Here is a 20,700-nt window from a genome sequence, read left to right as displayed (position 1 = left end):
GGGCCCGGTCAGCGCATCCGGTCGACGATCACCGACACAGAGCCGCCGATGCCGCTCATCCGAGCCCGGACGAAGGAGGCCGCTCCGTCCACGGCGCGCACGGCCGGCTGGATCATCGGCGCGAAGGGCAGTGAAAGGTCGGGCAGGCTTCCCTCCTCGGCGTCCGCGACGCCGTCCGGCGTCCGCTCGTCCGTCGCGCGGATGACCGCGACGGGGGCCTGACGATGCTGCGTCTCCGGGCAGCGCGGGGCCGGGCAGGGCCGCCGCGCCGCACTGGCCGCGATCCGCGTTGCGGCAGGCGGCCGGCCGGCCGCGATCGATGGCACCGCGGCGAGCGCGGGATCCGAGGGACCGCCCGCGACGGAGGAGCCGGCGGGCACGAGCGGGTATTGCGCGGCGAACATCAGGGCGGCCGGCAACCGGGCCGGCGGAGCGTCGAGGGCGGCGGCCGCGTGGAAGGCCTGGGCATCGATCGCCGGCGCGGTGGGCGCGGCGGGTTCGCGGCAGATCAGGGACCCGAGCCCGATGAGCACGGCCGTGACGAGAGTGGGCAGGAGCGGCAGGGACAGGCGCGGGTCCGACCGGGCGGTCATCCTGTCTCGCACCGTGAGCGGGTCTCGCCTGAGCATCCGTTGCACCGATCTCGTTGCCATCCCGTCGTCTCAGAATGGCGGGCGCTTTGCGGCGGAACCGGGGCCGTCCGCTTTCGCCCGTGTAACAGTGTCGGATCGGCGCGCGCCCGGGGATATCGGCGCGGAGGCGGCGGGCATGCACCTTGCGTCCGGTCCGGCAACGCCTAAGACACCGGCCTTCGCGCCGGGAATGGGGCTCACGGGGTCGGCGCGGCTCCGGAGCGGGCGGCGCGGGTTCGAAGAATGCTCGAGGGGTCGCCCGAAGCCGGGCCGCGATGACCGAATCCAGCCTGACCGTTGCCGTGATCGATCCGAGCCAGGCGCGCGCCGCCATCTTGGAGGAGGGCCTGCGCGCCGCCGGGATCGGCCGTGTCGTGGTCATCCCGGATACCGCCGACCTGATGGAGCGGGTCACCCGTCTCGCGCCGGACGTCGTCGTGATCCATCTGGAGAGCCCGAGCCGCGACATCCTCGAGCAGATGTCGAGCGTCACCCGACAGGCGGAGCGGCCGGTGGCGATGTTCGTCGACCGCTCGGACGCCACGATGATGCAGGCGGCCGTCGATGCGGGGATCTCGGCCTACGTGGTCGACGGGCTCAAGGCGGAGCGGATCAAGTCGATCCTCGACATCGCGATCCTGCGCTTCAACGCCTTCGCGCGCCTGCAGCGGGAACTCTCGGAGGCCCGGGGCGAGCTGGCCGACCGCAAGCTGATCGAGCGGGCCAAGGGGATCCTGATGACCTTGAAGGGCCTCAGCGAGGAGGAGGCCTACAAGCAGCTGCGCCGCAAGGCGATGAACGAGAAGCGCAAGATCGCCGACATCGCCCGCGCCATCGTGACCACGGCGGACCTTCTGGGATGAGGCGCAGATGAGGCTCCATCTCGGATATGTGCCGCTCTGCGACGCGGCCCCACTGATCGTCGCGCATGAGCTCGGCTTCGCCCGCGCCGAGGGGCTCGACATCGACCTCTCGGCCGAGCCGTCCTGGGCGACGCTGCGCGACAGGCTGGCTTTGGGCCATCTCGACGCCGCGCACATGCTGGCGCCGCTGGCGCTCGCGAGCGTCCTCGGCCTGTCGGGCCCCCCCTCCGACATCGTCGTGCCGCTCTCGCTGAGCCTCAACGGCAACGCCGTCACCGTGACGAACGCCCTCTGGGCCGAGATGGCGCCGGAGGCCGACGATCTCGCGAGCGTGGCCGGCGCCCTCGCGCGGGCCGCTGTCGCCCGCCGCGCCGCCGGGCGGCCCCTCACCCTCGGCACCGTCCATCCCTTCTCCTGCCACACCTATCAGCTGCGCCTGCTCGCCGAGCGCGGAGGCCTCGATCCGGCCGCCCTGCGCCTCGTCGTCGTGCCGCCCCAGCACAGCGTCGAGGCGCTGCGGCGCGGCCTCGTCGACGGGTTCTGCTCCGGCGCGCCCTGGAACGGGGTGGCGGTCGCGGCGGGGATCGGCCGGATCGCCGCCCTCGGCTGCGAGATCGCCCCGGACACGCCCGAGAAGGTGCTGGCCGTCTCGGCGCGGCTCGACGGGGCGACGCGGCCGCTGGTGCGAGCGGTCGCCCGGGCCGGCCTGTGGTGTGCGGACCCGGCCAATCGCGGCGAGCTCGCGCATCTCCTGGGACGCCGGGCCTATCTCGACGTCGATGCCGAGCAGATCGCCCGCTGCTTCTCCGGAGACATCGTCCTCGACGGCGACGGAACGCGGCGGTCGGCGCCGCACTATATTCGCCTGGGCGCTCCGGCGCAGGCACCCCGGCCGGCGCAGGCGCTCTGGCTCGTCGCGCAGATGCGCGCGACGGGTCAGATCCCGGCCGGCCTGGAACCCGACGCGGCGGCGGGCGCGGTGTATCGGCCGGACATCTTCGCCGAACTGGATCCGACCGCATGAGCCGCGGACAGCGCCCGCCCGCCCGCGGACCGGGAACGCGATCGGGGATCGGGCGTTATGGTGTCGCCATGCCCGGATGCCGCAAGCTCGATACCACCTCGTCAGCGCCGGTTCGTGGCGAGCGCCTCGCCCTGTCGCATTACGTGCGCCTTCGCGCCCGTCCGCCCCGCCCGGCCAACGACAACCGCAGGCTCGCTGGCCCCGCCCTCTGGCATTGGGCCTTGGTGATCGGGGCCGCGCCCACGATCGGGCTGCTGGCGGCACTCTCCCTCCTGTTCTGATCCGTCCCATCCGGCGGTCCCGCGGGTGACCGTGGCCTGAGGTCCGGCTGCGCCAAGCGCGACCGCGGCACGCATAGGGCCGCCGCGCGGCTCGGCTCGGGCCCGCTGCCCGTTTCGCTTACATTCGCCTCTTCTTTGTGCAGCGCACACGCGCCTGGATGCACTCAAGCGTGGCCGCGCGAAAACTGCGAATTCCCCTATCCGGTCCGTGCCTTAGAGGCGGTGCGCACGGCATGGCACGGAACCTGCTCTGAACTCGAGGTCCGTCAACGGCGACGGGCAGCACCGTCAGCGAGGCCGCTGATCCGGTTCGCTCGCAGGCGGTCACCGCCGCGCGGCAGCGAACGGAAAGCGGCTTTTTTCGTGGCGTTCCGCCAGCGACTGTTTTCGGGAATCGAGATTCGTCAGACGATGGTCACATACCGGACGGACCCGGCGGCCGGCCCGACGCCGCCGCGCGAACGCCTCGTCGTCGTCGGCAACGGCATGGCGTCGCTGCGCTTTCTCGAACGCCTCACCGAGGGTTCGCCCGGCCGCTACGACGTGACCTGCGTCGGCGCCGAGCCGGTGGCGGCCTATAATCGGGTGCTGCTCTCCTCGCTGCTCGGCGGCGAGGTCGACGAGGCGGCCTGCAACTTCCGCGGGCTCGACTGGTACGAGAGTCACGGCATCCGCCTGATCACCGGCGCGCCCGTCACCGCGATCGACCGGGAGAACGGCCTCGCGATCGTCGGCGAGGCGCATGTTCTTCCCTTCGACAAGCTCGTGCTGGCGGTGGGCTCCCTGCCGATCCGCCTGCCGAAGCCCGGCATGGATCTGCCCGGCGTCATCACCTTCCGCGACCTCGCGGACGTGGCGGCGATCCGCAAGGCCGCCGTCCAGCACGCCAAGGCGATCGTGATCGGCGGCGGGCTTCTCGGGCTCGAAGCCGCGGTCGGCCTGGCCCGGCTCGGCGTCGACACCACGCTGCTCCACGTGATGGACCGCCTGATGGAGCGCCAGCTCGACCACGAGGCCGCGGGCTTGGTGCGGCGCGCGATGGAGTCCCGCGGCGTCAAGGTGTTGCTCAAGGCCGACACCGCCCGCATCGAGGGCGATGGTCAGGTCGAGCGTCTCGTCCTCGCCGACGGCACCGTGCTCCCGGCCGATCTCGTGGTGATGTCGGTGGGTGTGCGGCCCTCGCTGGCGCTCGCGCAGGGCGCCGGGCTCGAGACGGGACGGGGCATCAAGGTCGACGACCGGATGACCACCTCGGATCCGCGCATCTTCGCGCTCGGCGAGTGTGCCGAGCACCGTGGCATGATCTACGGCCTCGTCGAGCCAGCCTACGAGCACGCCGAGACCCTGAGCCGGCATCTCGCGGGCGAGGAGGCGCGCTACACCGGGACCGCGCTTTCCACGAGCCTGAAAGTCTCGGGCCTGCCGGTCTTCTCAGCGGGCGTGGTGGACACGCCCGAGACCGCAGAGGCGATCGTGCTGCGCGATCCCGGGGCCGGCCTCTACCGCAAGCTCCTCGTGGAGGACGGGCGCCTGATCGGCGCGGTCTTCGTCGGCGACATCGGCGAGCAGGGCTGGTGCAAGACCCTGATCCGCACCGGCGAGCCGGTCTCCGAGCACATCGACGACCTCATGTTCGGGCGCCCCGCGCCCCAGTCCCTCGCCGCGTGAAGGAGGCAGATATGGCTGAAGACTTCAACGCCGAGCAGAAGCGCTATCTCGAAGGCTTCGCCTCCGGCATCGCCGCCGCCCGTCTGACCGGCGGCCTCGCCCTCGGCGGCGCTGCCGCGGCCGGCCCGGCGCCCGAGCCCACGGGGACGGACGCGATCCACATCAAGGCCCAGGACGCCACCGTGAAGGCGGGCGGCAAGCTCTGCGAGCAGGAGAAGTGGAAGCGGGCCGAGAACCCGTTCGAGGGCCATAACCGGCTGATCGAGGAGGCCGCGACCGGCAAGGCGCCCAAGCCCGAGGACAATTTCCGCTGGCGCTACCACGGCCTGTTCTGGGTCGCCCCGAACCAGACCTCGTACATGTGCCGCCTGCGTATCCCGAACGGCATCCTGCACCACTGGCAGTTCGCGGGGATCGCTGACCTCGCGGACGCGCATGGCGGCGGCTACAGCCACGTCACCACCCGGGCGAACCTCCAGGTTCGCGAGATCGCGCCAGAGCACGGGCAGCCCTTCCTCGACGGGCTCGCGGATCTCGGCCTCACCGCCCGGGGCTCGGGCGCCGACAACATCCGCAACGTCACCGGCTCGCCCACCGCCGGCATCGACGCGCAGGAATTGCTGGACACCCGCCCGCTCGCCAAGTCCTGGCACAACTGGATCATCAACGACCGCTCGCTCTACGGCCTGCCGCGCAAGTTCAACGTCGCCTTCGACGGCGGCGGCGTGATGCCGGTGCTGGAGGAGACGAACGACATCGGCTTCCAGGCGATCCAGGTGCTCGAGGGTGCGTCCGTCGCCCCGGGCGTGTGGATGCGCCTCGTCCTCGGCGGCATCTCCGGCCACAAGGACCTCGCCCGCGACACGGGCGTGGTGCTCAAGCCGGAGGATTGCAACCGCGTCTCGGACGCGATCATCCGGGTCTTTATCGAGAACGGCGACCGGACGAACCGCAACAAGAGCCGGATGAAGTACGTCCTCGACGCCTGGGGCTTCGACAAGTACCTCGCCGCCGTCGAGGAGAAGCTCGGGCGCAAGCTCGACCGGGTCGATCCGGCCCACGTCGCGCCGCGCAAGCCCACCGACCGCTTCGCCCATGTGGGCATCCACAAGCAGGCCCAGGACGGCCTGAACTGGATCGGCGTGGTGCTGCCCGTCGGCAAGATGACGACCGACCAGATGCGAGACTTGGCCCGGATCTCCGCCGAATGCGGCGACGGCCAGATCCGCCTCACCGTCTGGCAGAACTTCGTATTCTCGGGCGTGCCGGACGCCAAGGTCGCCGAGGTCGAGGAACGGGTTCTGGCCCTCGGGCTCACCACCAAGGCGGCGGGCATCCGCTCGGGCCTCGTCGCCTGCACGGGCGCCCGTGGCTGCAAGTTCGCCGCCTCCGACACCAAGGGCCACGCGATGATCATCGCCGACCACGTCGAGGCGACGGTGACGGAGCTCGACGTGCCGGTGAACGTCCATCTCACCGGCTGCCACCATTCCTGCGCGCAGCACTACATCGGCGATATCGGGCTCATCGGCGCCAAGGTCGTCGTCTCGGAGGAGGGCGACACCGTCGAGGGCTACGACATCGTGGTCGGCGGGGGATTCGCCGAAACGCCCAAGATCGGCACCGAGATCTGGAAGGCCGTGAAGGCCGAGGATTGCCCGGGCCGCGTCGAGGCCCTGCTGCGCACCTATCTCGCCCGCCGCGAGAGCCCCGCCGAGAGCTTCCAGGCCTTCACCGCCCGCACGGGGCCGGAAGCGCTCCGCGATGCCGCCGAGGAACAGCCCGCCCTGAAGGCCGCCGCATGACCCAGCATGTTTCCCCCCCGCTCGTCCTGATCCCTGAGGGCGCCCCCTTCAACGAGGACCAGCGCGCCTGGCTCTCGGGTTACTTCGCGGCGCTGCTCGGCCCCGCCGTCGAGGGCGCCACCGCCCTCGCGCCCGGCTCGGTGCCGGGCGGCGGCCCCCAGCTCGCCGACAACGACGACGCGCCCTGGCACGACCCGTCGATGCCGATCGGCGAGCGCATGGACATGGCGCGCGAGCGCTCCGAGCCGCAGAAGCTGATGGCCGCGATGGCCCAGCAGGATTGCGGGCAGTGCGGCTACAATTGCGCCGACTACGCCAACGCCATCTTCCTCAAGAACGAGGAGCGCCTGAACCTCTGCCAGCCCGGCGGCAAGGACACCATGCGCATGCTCAAGAAGCTGGAGGAGGAATTCGGCACCTCCGGCGGCGCCGCGCCGGCGAAGACGGGCGATGCAGGGGCGCCGAAGGCTGCGGCCGATCTCGGGCCGCTCGGCTATTGCCGCGAGAACCCCGTCCACGCGACCTTCCTCGGACGGCGCCGCCTGAACGAGCCGGGCGGCGAGAAGGAGACGTGGCATATCGAGATCGACCTGAAGGACACGCCCATCCAGTACGTGGTGGGCGATTCCCTCGGGCTGTTCCCCGCCAACGCCCCGGCCCTGGTCGACGCCGTGATCGCCGAGCTCGGCGCGCGCCCCGAGCGGATCGTCAACGGCCGGACCCTGCGCGACGCGCTGCTCACCGACTACGCCCTGGGCGCCGCTCCGGATGGGCTCTACCAGCTCCTATCGCTCCTCACCTCGGGCGAGGCGCGCAGGAAGGCGCAGGCCCTCTCGGCCGGCGAGGATCCGGACGGCGACGCGGCCTATCTCGACGTGCTCGGCGCGCTCCACAAGTTCCCCGGCGCCCGGCCCGACGCCGAAGTCTTCCTCGAGGCCCTCGACGAGCTCCAGCCGCGGCTCTACTCGATCTCGTCCTCGCCGAAGATGGATGTCGGCAAGGTCTCGCTCACCGTCGACGCGGTGCGCTACAATCACCGCTCGCGCCTGCGCCTGGGCGTCGCCTCGACCCATCTCGGCGAGCGCCTGCCCGAGCAGACCAAGGTCAAGATCTACCTCCAGAAGGCGCACGGCTTCGCGCTGCCCGAGGATCTCTCGAAGGACGTGATCATGTGCGGCCCCGGCACCGGCATCGCGCCGTTCCGGGCCTTCCTGCGCGAGCGCGCTGCCACGCAGGCGCCGGGCCGCAACTGGCTGTTCTACGGCCACCAGAAGCAGGCTTCGGACTTCTTCTACAAGGACGAACTGAACAGGATGAAGGACGACAAGGTCCTGACCCGCCTGTCGCTCGCTTGGTCGCGCGACGGTTCGGAGAAGACCTACGTGCAGGACCGCATGCGCGAGAACGGCGCCGACCTGTGGAAGTGGCTGGAGGGCGGTGCCCACTTCTACGTCTGCGGCGACGCCAAGCGCATGGCCAAGGACGTCGAGCGCGCGATCATCGACGTGGCCGCCCAGCACGGCGGCAAGAGCGCCGACGAGGCCGTGGCCTATCTCGCCGCGCTCAAGAAGTCCGGGCGCTACCAAGCCGACGTCTACTAGGGCGCGGGGATCGCCCTCCGGGCTCGCGCCTCGACCCATCGCGGATGAGGCTCGCACGTCCGTCCCTTCCGCCCCTGCGGGGGAAGGACGGACGCGCGCCTCGCTGGAACGTCACTCGAGCAACCGGCGGCGCCGCGCGCCTCCGAAACCCGCGGCGGGGCGGCCCGACTCTTGCTGCCGCGACCGAGAACAGAGGCCTGAGGAACCGGCCATGAGCGCGCACGTGCCCGAGCAGACGGTCCGTACCACCTGCCCATATTGCGGGGTCGGCTGTGGCGTGCTCGCGACGCCGGACGGCAAGGGCGGCGCCAGCATCGCGGGCGACACCGAGCATCCGGCGAATTTTGGGCGCCTCTGCTCGAAGGGCTCGGCGCTGGGCGAGACGCTGTCGCTGGAGAACCGCCTGCTGCACCCGCAGGTCGACGGGGTTCGCCAGAGCTGGGAATCCGCCCTCGGCACGGTGGCGGGGGGCCTGCGCAAGGTCGCCGAGGCGCACGGACCGGACGCGATCGCCTTCTACCTCTCGGGCCAACTCCTCACCGAGGATTACTACGTCGCCAACAAGCTCGCGAAGGGCTTCATCGGCACGCCCCACGTCGACACCAACTCGCGCCTGTGCATGTCCTCCGCGGTCGCCGCCCACCGGCGCGCCTTCGGCTCGGACACGGTGCCGGGCTGCTACGAGGACCTCGACGAGGCCGACGTGATCGTGCTGGTCGGCTCGAACACGGCGTGGTGCCACCCGATCCTGTTCCGCCGCATGGTCGACGCGCGGGCCAAGCGCGGCACCAAGCTCGTGGTGATCGACCCGCGCCGGACCCAGACCGGCGAAGAGGCCGACCTGTTTCTCGGTCTCAGGCCGGGCTCGGACACCGCCCTGTTCTCCGGCCTGCTCGTGCACCTCGCCGAAGCCGGCGCCCTCGATGCCCGCTTCATCGCCGACCACACCGCCGGGTTCGAGGCCGCGATCGACCGCGCCCGTCTGGTGATGCCCGACCGCGCGGCGGTCGCGACGGCCACGGGACTCCGCGAGGACGAGATCGGCCGGTTCTACGACCTGTTCACCCGGACGACGCGGGTCGTCACCGCCTTCTCGCAGGGCGTGAACCAGTCCGCCCAGGGCACCGACAAGGGCAACGCGATCATCAACTGCCATCTCGCCACTGGGCGGATCGGGCAGCCCGGGATGGGTCCGTTCTCGCTGACCGGGCAGCCGAACGCCATGGGGGGACGGGAGGTCGGGGGGCTCGCCAACATGCTGGCCGCCCACATGCATTTCGCCCCCGAGGAGGTTGATCGCGTGCGCCGGTTCTGGAGCGCGCCCAACATCATCACCGGGGAGGGCATGAAGGCCGTCGCCCTGTTCGAGGCGATCCGGCGCGGCAAGATCAAGGCACTGTGGGTGATGGGAACGAACCCGATCGTCTCGATGCCGCGCGCCGACGTGATCCGCGAGGCGATCCGGGGGCTCGATCTCTACGTCGTCTCCGAGGTGATGGCCGATTCCGATACCGCCCGCGCCACCGGCCGCCGGACCGTGCTGCTGCCCGCGCTCGGCTGGGGCGAGAAGGACGGCACGGTCACAAATTCCGAGCGCCGCATCTCGCGCCAGCGCCGCTTCCTCAAGGCGCCCGGCGAGGCACGGCCCGACTGGGCGGTGCTCGCCGATGTCGGGCGCCGCCTCGGGCACGGGCCGGCCTTCGCCTTCACCAGCGCGGCGGCGGTGTTCCGCCAGCATGCCGGCCTCTCGGCCTTCGAGAACAACGGCAGCCGCGATTTCGACCTCGGCGGCCTCACCGAAATCAGCGACGCCGCCTACGAGTCCAGCCTGCCGCTGCAATGGCCGCTGACGAAGCGCGGCGGCCCGAAGGGCCGGGCCCGCATGTTCGCGGACGGGCGGTTCTACACCTTCGACCAGCGCGCCCGCTTCGTGGCCGTCCAGGCCCCCGCCCTGGCGCAGCCGGTGAGCGCGGCCTTCCCAATGGTGCTGAACACCGGCCGGGTGCGCGACCACTGGCACACGATGACGCGGACGGGAAAGAGCCAGCGTCTCTCGGCCCACCGCGCGGTCCCGTTCGTGGAGATCCACCCCGACGATGCCGAGCGCTTCGGCCTCACCGAGGGCGCCATCGCCGCCGTCTCGACCGAGCACGGCGCGGCGGAACTCGAGGCGATGGTGACGCCGGGGATCACCCCGGGCAGCCTGTTCATGCCGATGCATTGGAGCGACGCCACCGCCTCGAAGGCCCGCGTCGGCGCTCTGGTGCGCGGCGTGCCCGACCCGGTCTCGGGCCAGCCCGAATTGAAGGCGACGCCGGCGCGGATCGAGGCCGTCGCCTACCGCGCCCGTGGCTACCTGCTCAGCCGCGAGCCGGTGACCGCCCCGGCCGGCTGGTGGTGGGCACGGGCGGCGGTCGCAGGCGGCTCGGGCCTGCAATTCGCGACGCAGGAGGGCTCACGCGAGATGGCGCTGCTGATGCGCGGCTTGTTCCAGGGCCTGGAACTCGCCGAGTACGCCGACCACGCCCGCGGGCGCTATCGCTGCGCCGTCTACGACGGGGCGCGGCTCGTCGCCTGCCTCGCCTACGCACCGAGCGCGGCCAAGCCCGATTGGGAGGCCGCCAAGGCGCTGTTTGCCGGTGAGGCGCCGGAGGCGCCGGAGCGGCGCGCCCTGTTGTCGGGCCGGGCCGCCACCGCCTCGGCCGGTCCCGTCGTCTGCGCCTGCCACGGCGTCGGGCTCGACGTCATCGCGGCCACGATCGCCGCGGGCGCGGGCACGGTGGAGGCGGTCGGCGCGGCCTGCAAGGCGGGCACGAATTGCGGCTCGTGCATCCCGGAGATCCGGAAGCTGCTGCCGCAGGCGCTTGCGCGCAGCGCGGCCTGATCGCACTTTCACCGGAATCGCGTGCCCAATCCCGGGCCCGCCCGCTGCTCGTCCTCGCCGGGCGTTCGACCGGAACCAGCGTAGCCGAATCCCATGCGTTCTCCCCGTGAACCTCGCGAGACCAAGGCCGGGCTCGATCCGCTGGCGGTCCTGCCCGTCTTCGTGCCGCTGCAGGGCAAGCGCGCGGTGCTCGCCGGCGCCAACGGCGGCGCGCCCTGGAAGGTGAAGCTGCTGGCCGCGGCCGGCGCGCGTGTCGACGTCTACGCCGAGGATCCGGGCGACGAGTTGCGCGCGGTGCCGGACGAGGTGGTCGCCGGCCACGTCACGCTTCATGACCGGCGCTGGACCCCGGACGACCTCTGGGGCGCGGCCTTCGCCATCGGGGCGATGGAGGACGAGCGCGACTGCGTGGCCTTCGTGGCCGCCGCGCGCGCGGCCGGCGCCATCGTCAACGCCGTCGACCGGCCCCATCTCTGCGACGTCAAGTTCGGCGCCATCGTCAATCGCTCGCCTCTCGTCGTCGGGATCTCGACGGAAGGCGCGGCCCCCGTCTTCGGTCAGACCGTGCGCGCCCGCATCGAGGCGATGCTGCCGCGCGGGTTCGCGCGCTGGGTCGGGGCGGCGCGCGACTGGCGCGACGGCGTCACCGAGCGCTTTCACGGCTTTTCCGAGCGCCGCGGCTTCTGGGAGCGCTTCACCGAGCGCGCCTTCGCCGAGCCGGACCGGGCGCCCTCCGAGCGGGACCTCTCCGAACTGCTCGCCGAGACCGAGGCCGCGCCGCGGGGCGGCGCCGTCACCCTCGTCGGGGCCGGGCCGGGCGACGCCGAATTGCTGACGCTGAAGGCGCTGCGGGCCCTGCGCAGCGCCGACGTGATCCTCTACGACGACCTCGTCGCGCCCGAGATCCTCGACTACGCCCGGCGCGAGGCCCGCACCATGCTCGTCGGCAAGACCGGGCACGGGCCCTCCTGCCGCCAGGACGACATCAACGCCCTGATGGTGCAGCTCGCCCGCTCGGGAAAACAGGTGGTGCGTCTCAAATCCGGCGATCCTCTGGTCTTCGGCCGGGCCGGCGAGGAGATCGAGGCCTGCCGGCTCGCCGGCATCCCGGTGACGGTGGTTCCCGGCATCAGCGCAGCGCAGGGCGCGGCGGCCACGCTCGGCGTCTCGCTCACCCACCGCGACGCGGCCCGCCGGCTCCAGTTCGTCACGGGGCACGACCGCCGTGGCGCCCTGCCGGACGACCTCAACTGGGGTGCGATCGCCGACCCGAGCGTGACGAGCGTGGTCTACATGCCCAAGCGCACGCTGCGCGCCCTGCTGGCGCGGGCGGTCGCGGAAGGCCTTGCGCCGACGACGACGGCGCTCGTGGTGTTCAACGCCACCCGCCCGACCCAGGCGAGCGTGCGCGGCAGCGCCGCCGACCTCGCCGACCGGGTCGAGGCCTCGGGCCTCGAGGGGCCCGCGATCCTGCTGATCGGCGAGGCCCTGGCGGCCGAGCGTGCCGCGGTGCCCGGCGCGGCGGTAGAGGATCGCCGCGTCGGCTGATACATTCGGGCGCGGGCGATCCCGACGCGACCCGCAGGGAGCCGAGCGGTGACAACGGTCTTCGACGCGCATGGCTTCGCGCTCGCGGCCCATGCCGGGCAGATCGACAAGGGCGGCCAGCCCTACATCCGCCACCTGGAGCGAGTCGCCAACGCGGCGCTGGCGCGGGCGGGTCACGCCCGCCTGGTCGACAGGCTGGAGATCGAGCCGATCGCCGTGATGCAGGCCGCCATCCTGCACGACGTCCTGGAGGATACGCCCCGCACCGCGGCGGATCTGCGCGCGGCGGGCTTCTCCCAGGAGATCGTCGACACCGTGCGGATCTTGACGAAGCCGCCCGCGCGCATCGCCTATTCGGAGCGGGTCGGGCAGCTGATCGCGAGCGGCAGCCTGGCGGCGATCCTGATCAAGATGTCGGACACCGAGGACAACCTGAGCCCGGACCGGACCTTGCCGGACGCGGGATTCCTGCGCGAGCGCTACGCGGCGGCCTTCGCGCGGCTGGCCGAGGCGGCGGCGGCGATGGGCTATACCGGGCGCTGACGGTCCCGATGCAACCGGGAGGCCGCCCCCGGCATTGCCGGCCGAAGAGGAGAGCCGCCCATGCCCCCGAGCGACCCGGCATCCGAGCTGCCCGAACTGCCCGTCGGCGCCTTCCTGAAACACGATCCGGCGCCCGATACCGAGTTCTACGCCGAGCCGCGCTTCGTCACCCACATCGATGCCGGGGCGATCGCCGCGGTGACGGACCTCTATCGCCGGATGCTGCCCAAGGGCGGCCGGATTCTCGACCTGATGTCGAGCTGGATCAGCCACCTGCCGGAGGAAGCGGCCTATGCGGAGGTGGTGGGCCAGGGGCTCAACGCCCGGGAGCTCGCCGCCAATCCCCGCCTGACCCGCCGCGTGGTGCAGGACCTCAACGCGAATCCGGTCCTGCCCTTCGACACGGCGGAGTTTGACGCGGCCGCGCTCTGCGTGTCGGTCCAGTATCTCCAGCGCCCGGTGAGCGTGATGCGCGAGGTCGCTCGCGTGCTGCGGCCCGGCGCCCCGGTCATCGTCACCTTCTCGAACCGCTGCTTTCCTACCAAGGCGGTGGCGATCTGGAGTGCGATCGGCGGCTCGGACCACGCACGGCTGGTCGGGCTCTACCTGCAGCGGGCCGGGTTCGCGGGCATCGAGGCGCAGGCCCTGGTGCCGATGGGGGGGCCGGGCGATCCGCTGACGGCCGTGATCGGGCGCGCGCCGCAGGCGGGACTGGCGCCGCAGGCCGAGGGAGCGTCGCAGGCTGACGAGGCGCACCGGAACCGGGACGGCGCCGTCCGAATGCCCGGATCGGAGGAGGCGCGATGACGCCCGACGCCTTCGCGGGCACGCTGGGCGAGGCGACGCCGCCGGCCGACCTTTCGCCGCCGCTCGCGGCCCTGTGGTGGGCGGCGCGGAGCGACCGGGACCGGGCCCATGCCCTGGTGCAGGATGCGGCCGGGGCCGACGCGGCCTGGGTGCACGCCTACCTGCACCGGGTCGAGGGCGACGCGGGAAACGCGCGCTACTGGTACGCCCGCGCAGGGCGCGCCCCGGCGACGGACGATCTCGAAGCCGAGTGGCGCGGCATCGTCGCGGCCCTCCTGCCGGCATCGTGAGGAGGTCCGTCGCACCGAAGCGGACCCGCGGTGGTTGACAGCGATAGGGCCGGCGCGATCGGCCGAACCGCACGGATGCCCGTCATGAATGATAATCCGGTCTGGCTCATCACCGGCTGCTCCACCGGCTTCGGCCGCGACCTCGCCCGGCTCGTCGTCGCCCGCGGCTGGCGCGCCGCGGTGACGGCGCGCCAGCCGGACCGGGTAGCCGATCTCGTCGCGGGCGCGGAGGACCGCGCCGTGGCGTTGCCCCTCGACGTGACGGACGCCGCCCAGATCGCCGCCGCGGTCGAGACGGTGCACGCGCGCTTCGGCGGGATCGACGTCCTCGTGAACAATGCAGGCTACGGCTACCAGAGCTCCGTCGAGGAGGCCGAGGAGGACAAGGTCCGCGCGCAGTTCGACGCCAACGTGTTCGGGCTGTTCGCGCTCACCCGCGCGGTCCTGCCAGGAATGCGAGCACGGCGGCGCGGCCACATCCTCAACGTCACCTCGGTGGCGGGCTTCATCGGATTTCCGGGCTCGGGCTATTATTCCGCGAGCAAGCACGCGGTCGAGGGCTGGTCGGACTCGCTCGCCGCCGAGGTGGAGGCGCTCGGGATCCGGGTGACCTGCGTCGAGCCGGGTCCGTTCCGCACCGACTGGGCCGGGCGCTCCCTCATCCAGACCCCGAGCCGCATCCCCGACTACGCGGAGACGGCGGGCGCGCGGCTGCGCGCCACCGCCGAGAAGAGTGGGACGCAGGCCGGGGATCCCGTCCGGGCGGCCGAGGAGATGATCCGGATCACGGAATCGGCCGACCCGCCGCGCCACCTCGTCCTCGGCGTCTGGGGCTACGAGGCGGTGACCGAGCGGCTGCGCCGCCGGCTCGCCGAGATCGAGGCGTGGCGTGAGACGAGCCTCGGGGCGGATTTCCCGACCGGCTGATCCGGAGCCCGCCCTGGACGGCGGCGCCATACGGCCGTCCTCACGAGAGGCGAGATGAGAGGTGCGGGGTTCGTGCACCGGCAATCGGCCGGGCGCCATTGCCCGTGCACTGCGCCTGCTGGCACAACTTCCGCATCACCCTCGCCGCCCGGCGGCGGGCGACCTCTCACGATGGATGCGTGGACACGATGCGAGCGCGGTGTGATGCTGGACGGATGCGCTTCAAGATTGCACTGCTCGGCCTCGGCCTGATGCTCGGAGTCTCCGCAGTCCCGTCCGGGGCGAGAGCGGAGAACACCTTCCGGTTCGCGTTCCAGGGCGACATCAAATCCCTCGATCCCTACTCGCTGAAGGAGAGCTTCACGATCGGGATGCACGGCGCGGTCTACGAATCCCTCGTCACCCGCGACAAGAATCTCAAATTCGCGCCCCAGCTCGCCGAATCCTGGGAGACGCCCGAGCCGACGCGCTGGCGTTTCCATCTGCGCAAGGACGTCAAGTTCCACGACGGCTCACCCTTCACCGCCGCCGACGTGATTTTCTCCGCCGAGCGGGTACGGGCCCCGGGCTCGAACTTCCAGACCAACGTGCCGTCGGACGCCACCTTCGTGAAGGTCGACGACCACACCGTCGACATGGTGCTGAAGAAGCCCAATCCCATCGCGATCTACCAGTTCTCGACCTGGTACATCATGTCGAAGGCCTGGGCCGAGAAGAACGGCGCCGTCGCGCCCTCGCCGGCGACGGCCACGACGCCGAGCTACGCGGCCCTGCACGAGAACGGCACCGGGCCGTTCGTGATCACCGAGCACCAGCCGGGCGTGAGGACCGTCTTCAAGAAATTTCCGGGGTACTGGGGCACGGTCGAATCGAACCTCGACGAGGCGGTCTTCACCACGATCGGCAACTCGGCGACCCGCGTCGCGGCACTCCTCTCGGGCGAGGTCGACTGGATCGACCCGGTGCCGCTGCAGGACCAGCCCCGCGTCGAGGCGAGCGGGACCGCCGTGGTGATGGCGGGACCGGAACTGCGCACGATCTTCCTCGGTATGGATCAGTCGCGCGACGAACTGAAGGATTCGAGCGTCAAGGGCAAGAACCCGTTCAAGGACAAGCGCGTGCGCGAGGCCTTCTACCTCGCCATCGACGAGGACACGATCGCCAAGCGCGTCATGCGCGGACAGGCGACGCCCTCGGCCCTGCTGATCGCGCCCTCGCTCTACGACCGCTCGGGCGAGTTCAAGCGCCCCGCCGCCGATCCCAAGAAGGCCAAGGCGCTGCTCGCCGAGGCCGGCTACCCGGACGGCTTCGCGCTGACGATGGACTGCCCGAACGACCGCTACGTCAACGACGAGGCGATCTGTCAGGCCGTCGTCTCGATGCTCGCCCGCATCGGCGTGAAGGTGAACCTCAACGCTCAGCCCAAGGCCAAGTTCTTCGCCAAGGTGCTGGCACCGGCCTACGACACCTCGTTCTATCTTGTCGGCTGGACGCCGTCCTCGCAGGACAGCCACAACATCCTCTACGAGATCTCCGGCTGCCGGACCGATCCGAAGACGGGCCGCGGCGGCTGGAACCTCGGCAATTACTGCAACCCGAAGATCGACGAGATCGCCGACAAGGTCGAGGCCGAGACCGAACCGAAGACCCGCGACGCCCTGATCAAGGACGGGTTCGACACGATCTCCGCCGATTGGGGCTACATCCCGCTCCACCAGCAGGCGCTGGCCTGGGGCGTCTCCAAGAAGGTGACGCTGGTGCAGCGGCCCGACAACATGCTGATGCTGTACTGGGTCTCGAAGCAGCCCTGAGGCGCGCGGGGTGCTCGCGTTCCTGATCCGCCGCCTGCTCCAGGCCGCCGCGGTCCTCGCCGTGGTCGGGCTCATCGCCTTCGCGATGTTCCGGTTCGCGGGCGATCCCGTGAACCAGATCGTCGGGCCCGACACCCCGGTCTCAGAGCGGGCGGCGATCCGCAAGAGCCTCGGCCTCGACGACCCGATGCTGGCGCAGTTCGGGCGCTACGCCGCCAACGCCGTGCGGGGCCAGTTCGGCATCTCCTACCAGTTCCGGCAGCCGGTGACGGCGCTGCTCGCGGACCGGATGCCGGCCACGCTCGAACTCGCCTTCTGCGCCACGCTGTTCGCCCTGACGGTGGGCGTCCTGATGGGCGTCTACTGCGCCCTGCGCCGCGAGACCCTGCTCGCCAAGCTGTTCCAGGCGATCTCGCTGATCGGCATCAGCCTGCCGACCTTCCTGATCGGCATCCTCCTGATCTTCCTGTTCTCCGTCACGCTCGGCTGGCTGCCCTCCTACGGCCGCGGCGACGTCGTCCGGATCGGGGGCTGGACCACCGGCTTCCTCACGGTCTCCGGCCTGAAGGCCCTGATCCTGCCCTCGGTCACCCTCGGGCTGTTCCAGATGACGCTGATCATGCGGCTGGTCCGGGCCGAGATGCTGGAGGTGCTGCGCACCGATTACATCCGCTTCGCCCGCGCCCGCGGCCTCTCCACCCGAGCCATCCATTTCGGGCATGCCCTGAAGAACACGCTGGTCCCGGTGATCACCGTGGCGGGCCTCCAGCTCGGCTCGGTCATCGCCTTCTCGATCATCACCGAGACGGTGTTCCAGTGGCCCGGCATGGGACTGCTCTTCGTGCAGGCGGTGCAGAACGTCGACATCCCGATCATGTCCGCCTACCTGCTCCTCGTCGCGGCGATCTTCGTCACGATCAACCTCGTGGTGGATCTGCTCTACACGGTGGTCGATCCGCGCCTGCGCGCCAGCGTCGGACGCGCCGCGTGAGCGCCGCTCTCGACGACACCGCCGAGGCGCCCGAACCGCCGAAGCCCGCGCCCTCGCGGATCGCGCGCTTCCTCGGCTCCGACCTCTGGGCGAGCTTCAGCCGCTCGAAGCTCGCGATCGGGGCGTTCCTCGTCACGCTCCTGATGTTCGGCCTCGCCTTCGCGGCGCCCTGGATCTCGCCGCAGAACCCCTACGACCCGGCCCAGCTCGACCTGATCAACTCCAACCTGCCCCCGCTCTGGAGCGCCGACGGGCATGCGCCGTTCGTGATCGGCACCGACGACCAGGGCCGCGACGTGCTCTCGGGCGTGCTCTACGGGCTGCGCCTCTCGCTCATCGTCGGGGTGCTCGGCGTCCTCGTCTCGGGCACGCTCGGCATCGCGCTCGGCCTGATCGCCGGCTATTTCGGCGGGTTCCTCGACACGCTGATCATGCGCGTGGCCGACGTGCAGCTCACCTTCCCAGCGATCCTGATCGCGCTGGTCGTCGACGGCGTCGCCAAGGCGGCCTTCGGCAGCGCCCTCGACCCGAACGCGACGATCGGACTGATCGTGGTCTCGATCGGGTTGTCGTTCTGGGTGCAATATGCCCGCACCGTGCGCTCCTCGGTGATGGTGGAGCGCGGCAAGGACTACGTGCAAGCCGCCCGCCTGATCGGGCTGTCCTCGCCGGTCATCCTGGTGCGCCACGTCCTGCCCAACGTCACCGGCCCGGTCTTCGTCATCGCCACCATCAACCTCGCGCTGGCGATCATCACCGAGGCGACGCTCTCGTTCCTCGGCACCGGGCTCCCCGAGACCATGCCCTCGCTCGGCACCCTGATCCGCACCGGCAACCGCTTCCTGTTCTCGGGCGAGTGGTGGGTCGTGGCCTTCCCGGGCCTCGCGCTGGCCGGGCTCGTGCTCGCGATCAACCTGCTGGGCGATTGGCTGCGCGACGCCCTGAACCCGAAGCTGCAATGAGCGACCCGATCCTCTCCGTCCGCGACCTGCGCGTCGCCTTCGAGACGCGGCGGGGCACGCTCACCGCCATCGACGGCGTGTCCTTCGAGATCGGGCGCGGCGAGATCCTGGGCGTCGTTGGCGAGTCCGGGGCGGGCAAGTCGGTGACGGGCTCGGCCGTGATCGGCCTGATCGACCCGCCGGGCCGCATCGTGGGCGGCGAGATCCGCCTCGGGGGCGAGCGCATCGACGACCTGCCGCCCGAGCGCATGCGCCGGGTGCGGGGCCGCCGCATCGGCATGATCTTCCAGGATCCGCTCACCTCGCTCGACCCGCTCTACCGCGTCGGCGAGCAGATCGTGGAGACCATCCGCACGCATACCGACCTGTCGGCGCGGGCCGCGCGGGCGCGCGCCGTCGACCTCCTCACCGAAGTCGGCATCCCGGCGCCCGAGCGGCGCATCGACGGCTACCCGCACGAGTTCTCGGGCGGCATGCGCCAGCGCGTCGTCATCGCCCTCGCCCTCGCGGCCGAGCCGGAGCTCATCATCGCCGACGAGCCGACGACCGCCCTCGACGTCTCGGTCCAGGCGCAGGTGATCACGCTGCTCAAGCGCCTCTGCCGCGAGCACGGGACCGCCGTGATGCTGGTGACGCACGACATGGGGGTGATCGCAGAGGCCGCCGACCGGGTCGCGGTGATGTATGCCGGCCGCATCGCGGAGATCGGACCGGTGGCGCAGGTGGTGCGCACGCCCCACCACCCTTACGCCCGCGGCCTGATGGGAGCGATCCCGACCCTGAGCCAGGGCGACGCGCGCCTGGCCCAGATTCCCGGATCGATGCCGCGGCTCACCGCGATCCCGCAGGGCTGCGCCTTCAATCCGCGCTGTCCGCAGGTGTACGGGCGCTGCCGGAGCGAGCGACCGGACGCCATCCCCGTGGGCGAGGGACGGGTCGCCTGCCATCTCTACGACACTCGCGGGGCGGCGGCATGAGCACGGCCCCGATCCCGAGTGCCGGTGCCCCCTACGTCGAGGTCCGCGATCTGCGCCGGGTCTTCGACGTGTCGAAGCCATGGCTCAACCGGATGATCGAGCGGGCGCCGCGCCAGAGCCTCAAGGCGGTGGACGGCGTCGCCTTCGCGATCAACCGGGGCGAGACCTTCGCGCTGGTCGGCGAGTCGGGCTCGGGCAAGTCGACGGTCGCCCGCATGGTGGTCGGTCTGCTGCCGCCCTCGTCCGGCGAGGTGACGATCACCGGCATCTCGATGACCGACCCGCGCCAAGCGGCGGCGCGGCGGCGCCTGCGCGCCCGGATCCAGATGATCTTCCAGGATCCCTACGCCTCGATGAACCCGCGCTGGCGGGTCGGTGCCATCGTCGCCGAGCCGATCCGCGCCTTCAACCTGATCCAGGGCGAGGCCGCGACCCGGGCGCGCGTCGGCGAGCTGTTGCGCCTCGTCGGGCTGCACCCGGACGATGGCCGCAAGTATCCGCACGCATTCTCCGGCGGGCAGCGCCAGCGCGTCGCCATCGCGCGGGCGCTCGCCAGCCAGGCCGCGTTCCTCGTCGGCGACGAGCCGACCTCGGCCCTCGACGTCTCGGTTCAGGCCCAGATCCTCAACCTGATGCGCGACCTGCAGGACCGCTTCGGGCTGACCTACCTGTTCATCAGCCACAACCTCGCCGTGGTGCGCCACATGGCGACGCGGATCGGGGTGATGTATCTCGGGCGCCTCGTCGAGGTGGGCGACCGGCACGCGATCTTCGAGCGCCCGCGCCATCCCTACACCCGCATGCTGCTCGATGCGGTGCCGGACCTCGCCCATATCGGCCGCGCCCGCACCCCGGTCTCCGGCGAGATCCCGAACCCGATCGACCCGCCGCCGGGCTGCAGCTTCAACCCGCGCTGCCCGCTGGCGAACGGGCGCTGCCGCAGCGAGGTGCCGCGCCTGATCGACGGCGTGGCCTGCCACGCGGCGGAGGAGGGGCGTCTGCCGGGCTGAAGCGCGGCGGCTCGCGCGCGAGGACGCACACGAAAAAGGGGCCGCCCGGAATGGCGGCCCGAGGTGAGGAGGACAC

Annotated in this window: 18 protein-coding genes; 17 read left to right on the top strand and 1 reads right to left on the bottom strand. The window is 71.4% G+C overall.

Going from position 1 to position 20,700, the window contains the following annotated elements; translation table 11 throughout:
* Positions 1-8 precede the first annotated feature (8 nt).
* Complete coding sequence (locus ACS5RC_RS10320) at positions 9-593, bottom strand: hypothetical protein (protein WP_478343760.1); 585 nt, start codon at positions 591-593, stop codon at positions 9-11.
* Positions 594-907: 314 nt separating this feature from the next.
* On the opposite strand from ACS5RC_RS10320, the gene ACS5RC_RS10315 reads away from it, so the two are divergent.
* From ACS5RC_RS10315 to ACS5RC_RS10235, 17 genes are all read left to right on the top strand, one after another.
* Entirely contained in the window at positions 908-1,495 is a 588-nt protein-coding gene (locus tag ACS5RC_RS10315; protein ID WP_478343759.1) for an ANTAR domain-containing response regulator, read from the top strand.
* A gap of 7 nt (positions 1,496-1,502) precedes the next feature.
* Positions 1,503-2,519 carry a CmpA/NrtA family ABC transporter substrate-binding protein gene (locus ACS5RC_RS10310; RefSeq protein WP_478343758.1) on the top strand — a complete coding sequence of 339 codons (1,017 nt, stop codon included), beginning with the start codon at positions 1,503-1,505 and terminating at the stop codon, positions 2,517-2,519.
* Positions 2,520-2,587: 68 nt separating this feature from the next.
* Entirely contained in the window at positions 2,588-2,800 is a 213-nt protein-coding gene (locus ACS5RC_RS10305) for a hypothetical protein (RefSeq protein ID WP_478343757.1), read from the top strand.
* A gap of 411 nt (positions 2,801-3,211) precedes the next feature.
* Positions 3,212-4,468 (top strand): NAD(P)/FAD-dependent oxidoreductase, encoded by a 1,257-nt coding sequence (locus tag ACS5RC_RS10300; protein WP_478343756.1) that lies wholly within the window; start codon positions 3,212-3,214, stop codon positions 4,466-4,468.
* 11 nt (positions 4,469-4,479) lie between these two features.
* Positions 4,480-6,273, top strand: coding sequence for a NirA family protein (locus tag ACS5RC_RS10295; RefSeq protein WP_478343755.1), 1,794 nt, complete (start codon positions 4,480-4,482; stop codon positions 6,271-6,273).
* Entirely contained in the window at positions 6,270-7,874 is a 1,605-nt protein-coding gene (locus tag ACS5RC_RS10290; RefSeq protein ID WP_478343754.1) for a sulfite reductase subunit alpha, read from the top strand. Before ACS5RC_RS10295 ends, ACS5RC_RS10290 begins: the two co-directional genes overlap by 4 nt.
* A gap of 211 nt (positions 7,875-8,085) precedes the next feature.
* Entirely contained in the window at positions 8,086-10,758 is a 2,673-nt protein-coding gene (locus ACS5RC_RS10285) for a molybdopterin-dependent oxidoreductase (protein WP_478343753.1), read from the top strand.
* Between the two features lie 93 nt (positions 10,759-10,851).
* Positions 10,852-12,306: a siroheme synthase CysG gene (gene cysG / locus ACS5RC_RS10280; protein WP_478343752.1), complete on the top strand. Its 1,455-nt coding sequence runs from the start codon at positions 10,852-10,854 to the stop codon at positions 12,304-12,306.
* A 48-nt stretch (positions 12,307-12,354) separates the two neighbouring features.
* Entirely contained in the window at positions 12,355-12,849 is a 495-nt protein-coding gene (locus tag ACS5RC_RS10275; RefSeq protein WP_478343751.1) for an HD domain-containing protein, read from the top strand.
* A 60-nt stretch (positions 12,850-12,909) separates the two neighbouring features.
* Positions 12,910-13,656, top strand: a complete 747-nt coding sequence (locus tag ACS5RC_RS10270) for a class I SAM-dependent methyltransferase (RefSeq protein WP_478343750.1) — start codon at positions 12,910-12,912, stop codon at positions 13,654-13,656.
* Complete coding sequence (locus tag ACS5RC_RS10265; protein WP_478343749.1) at positions 13,653-13,946, top strand: hypothetical protein; 294 nt, start codon at positions 13,653-13,655, stop codon at positions 13,944-13,946. The genes ACS5RC_RS10270 and ACS5RC_RS10265 overlap by 4 nt, the downstream gene beginning before the upstream one ends.
* 75 nt (positions 13,947-14,021) lie before the next feature.
* A complete protein-coding gene (locus ACS5RC_RS10260) occupies positions 14,022-14,873 on the top strand; it encodes an oxidoreductase (RefSeq protein ID WP_478343748.1) in 852 nt (283 codons plus the stop codon).
* 251 nt (positions 14,874-15,124) lie between these two features.
* Complete coding sequence (locus tag ACS5RC_RS10255) at positions 15,125-16,684, top strand: ABC transporter substrate-binding protein (protein WP_478343932.1); 1,560 nt, start codon at positions 15,125-15,127, stop codon at positions 16,682-16,684.
* 10 nt (positions 16,685-16,694) lie between these two features.
* On the top strand, positions 16,695-17,675 hold the full coding sequence (locus ACS5RC_RS10250) for an ABC transporter permease (RefSeq protein ID WP_478343747.1): 981 nt from the start codon (positions 16,695-16,697) through the stop codon (positions 17,673-17,675).
* The gene (locus tag ACS5RC_RS10245) at positions 17,672-18,637 is read left to right on the top strand and encodes an ABC transporter permease (protein ID WP_478343746.1); all 966 of its coding nucleotides are present in this window, start codon (positions 17,672-17,674) and stop codon (positions 18,635-18,637) included. The genes ACS5RC_RS10250 and ACS5RC_RS10245 overlap by 4 nt, the downstream gene beginning before the upstream one ends.
* The gene (locus tag ACS5RC_RS10240) at positions 18,634-19,614 is read left to right on the top strand and encodes an ABC transporter ATP-binding protein (RefSeq protein WP_478343745.1); all 981 of its coding nucleotides are present in this window, start codon (positions 18,634-18,636) and stop codon (positions 19,612-19,614) included. Before ACS5RC_RS10245 ends, ACS5RC_RS10240 begins: the two co-directional genes overlap by 4 nt.
* Positions 19,611-20,624, top strand: coding sequence for an ABC transporter ATP-binding protein (locus tag ACS5RC_RS10235; RefSeq protein ID WP_478343744.1), 1,014 nt, complete (start codon positions 19,611-19,613; stop codon positions 20,622-20,624). Before ACS5RC_RS10240 ends, ACS5RC_RS10235 begins: the two co-directional genes overlap by 4 nt.
* Positions 20,625-20,700: the final 76 nt, after the last annotated feature.

The organism is Methylobacterium sp. HJ2, from assembly GCF_056431005.1.
The sequence above is the reverse complement of the archived record's forward strand: the minus strand, read 5'-3'. Positions and strand labels throughout refer to the sequence as shown.

Coding starts and splice junctions, on each gene's coding strand:
- ACS5RC_RS10285 (WP_478343753.1), top strand. CDS start 8,086: ATGAGCGCGCACGTGCCCGAGCAGACGGTCCGTACCACCTGCCCATAT.
- ACS5RC_RS10290 (WP_478343754.1), top strand. CDS start 6,270: ATGACCCAGCATGTTTCCCCCCCGCTCGTCCTGATCCCTGAGGGCGCC.
- ACS5RC_RS10265 (WP_478343749.1), top strand. CDS start 13,653: ATGACGCCCGACGCCTTCGCGGGCACGCTGGGCGAGGCGACGCCGCCG.
- ACS5RC_RS10270 (WP_478343750.1), top strand. CDS start 12,910: ATGCCCCCGAGCGACCCGGCATCCGAGCTGCCCGAACTGCCCGTCGGC.
- ACS5RC_RS10240 (WP_478343745.1), top strand. CDS start 18,634: ATGAGCGACCCGATCCTCTCCGTCCGCGACCTGCGCGTCGCCTTCGAG.
- ACS5RC_RS10235 (WP_478343744.1), top strand. CDS start 19,611: ATGAGCACGGCCCCGATCCCGAGTGCCGGTGCCCCCTACGTCGAGGTC.
- ACS5RC_RS10255 (WP_478343932.1), top strand. CDS start 15,125: ATGCTCGGAGTCTCCGCAGTCCCGTCCGGGGCGAGAGCGGAGAACACC.
- ACS5RC_RS10305 (WP_478343757.1), top strand. CDS start 2,588: ATGCCCGGATGCCGCAAGCTCGATACCACCTCGTCAGCGCCGGTTCGT.
- ACS5RC_RS10300 (WP_478343756.1), top strand. CDS start 3,212: ATGGTCACATACCGGACGGACCCGGCGGCCGGCCCGACGCCGCCGCGC.
- cysG (WP_478343752.1), top strand. CDS start 10,852: ATGCGTTCTCCCCGTGAACCTCGCGAGACCAAGGCCGGGCTCGATCCG.
- ACS5RC_RS10295 (WP_478343755.1), top strand. CDS start 4,480: ATGGCTGAAGACTTCAACGCCGAGCAGAAGCGCTATCTCGAAGGCTTC.
- ACS5RC_RS10320 (WP_478343760.1), bottom strand. CDS start 593: ATGACCGCCCGGTCGGACCCGCGCCTGTCCCTGCCGCTCCTGCCCACT.
- ACS5RC_RS10260 (WP_478343748.1), top strand. CDS start 14,022: ATGCCCGTCATGAATGATAATCCGGTCTGGCTCATCACCGGCTGCTCC.
- ACS5RC_RS10310 (WP_478343758.1), top strand. CDS start 1,503: ATGAGGCTCCATCTCGGATATGTGCCGCTCTGCGACGCGGCCCCACTG.
- ACS5RC_RS10315 (WP_478343759.1), top strand. CDS start 908: ATGACCGAATCCAGCCTGACCGTTGCCGTGATCGATCCGAGCCAGGCG.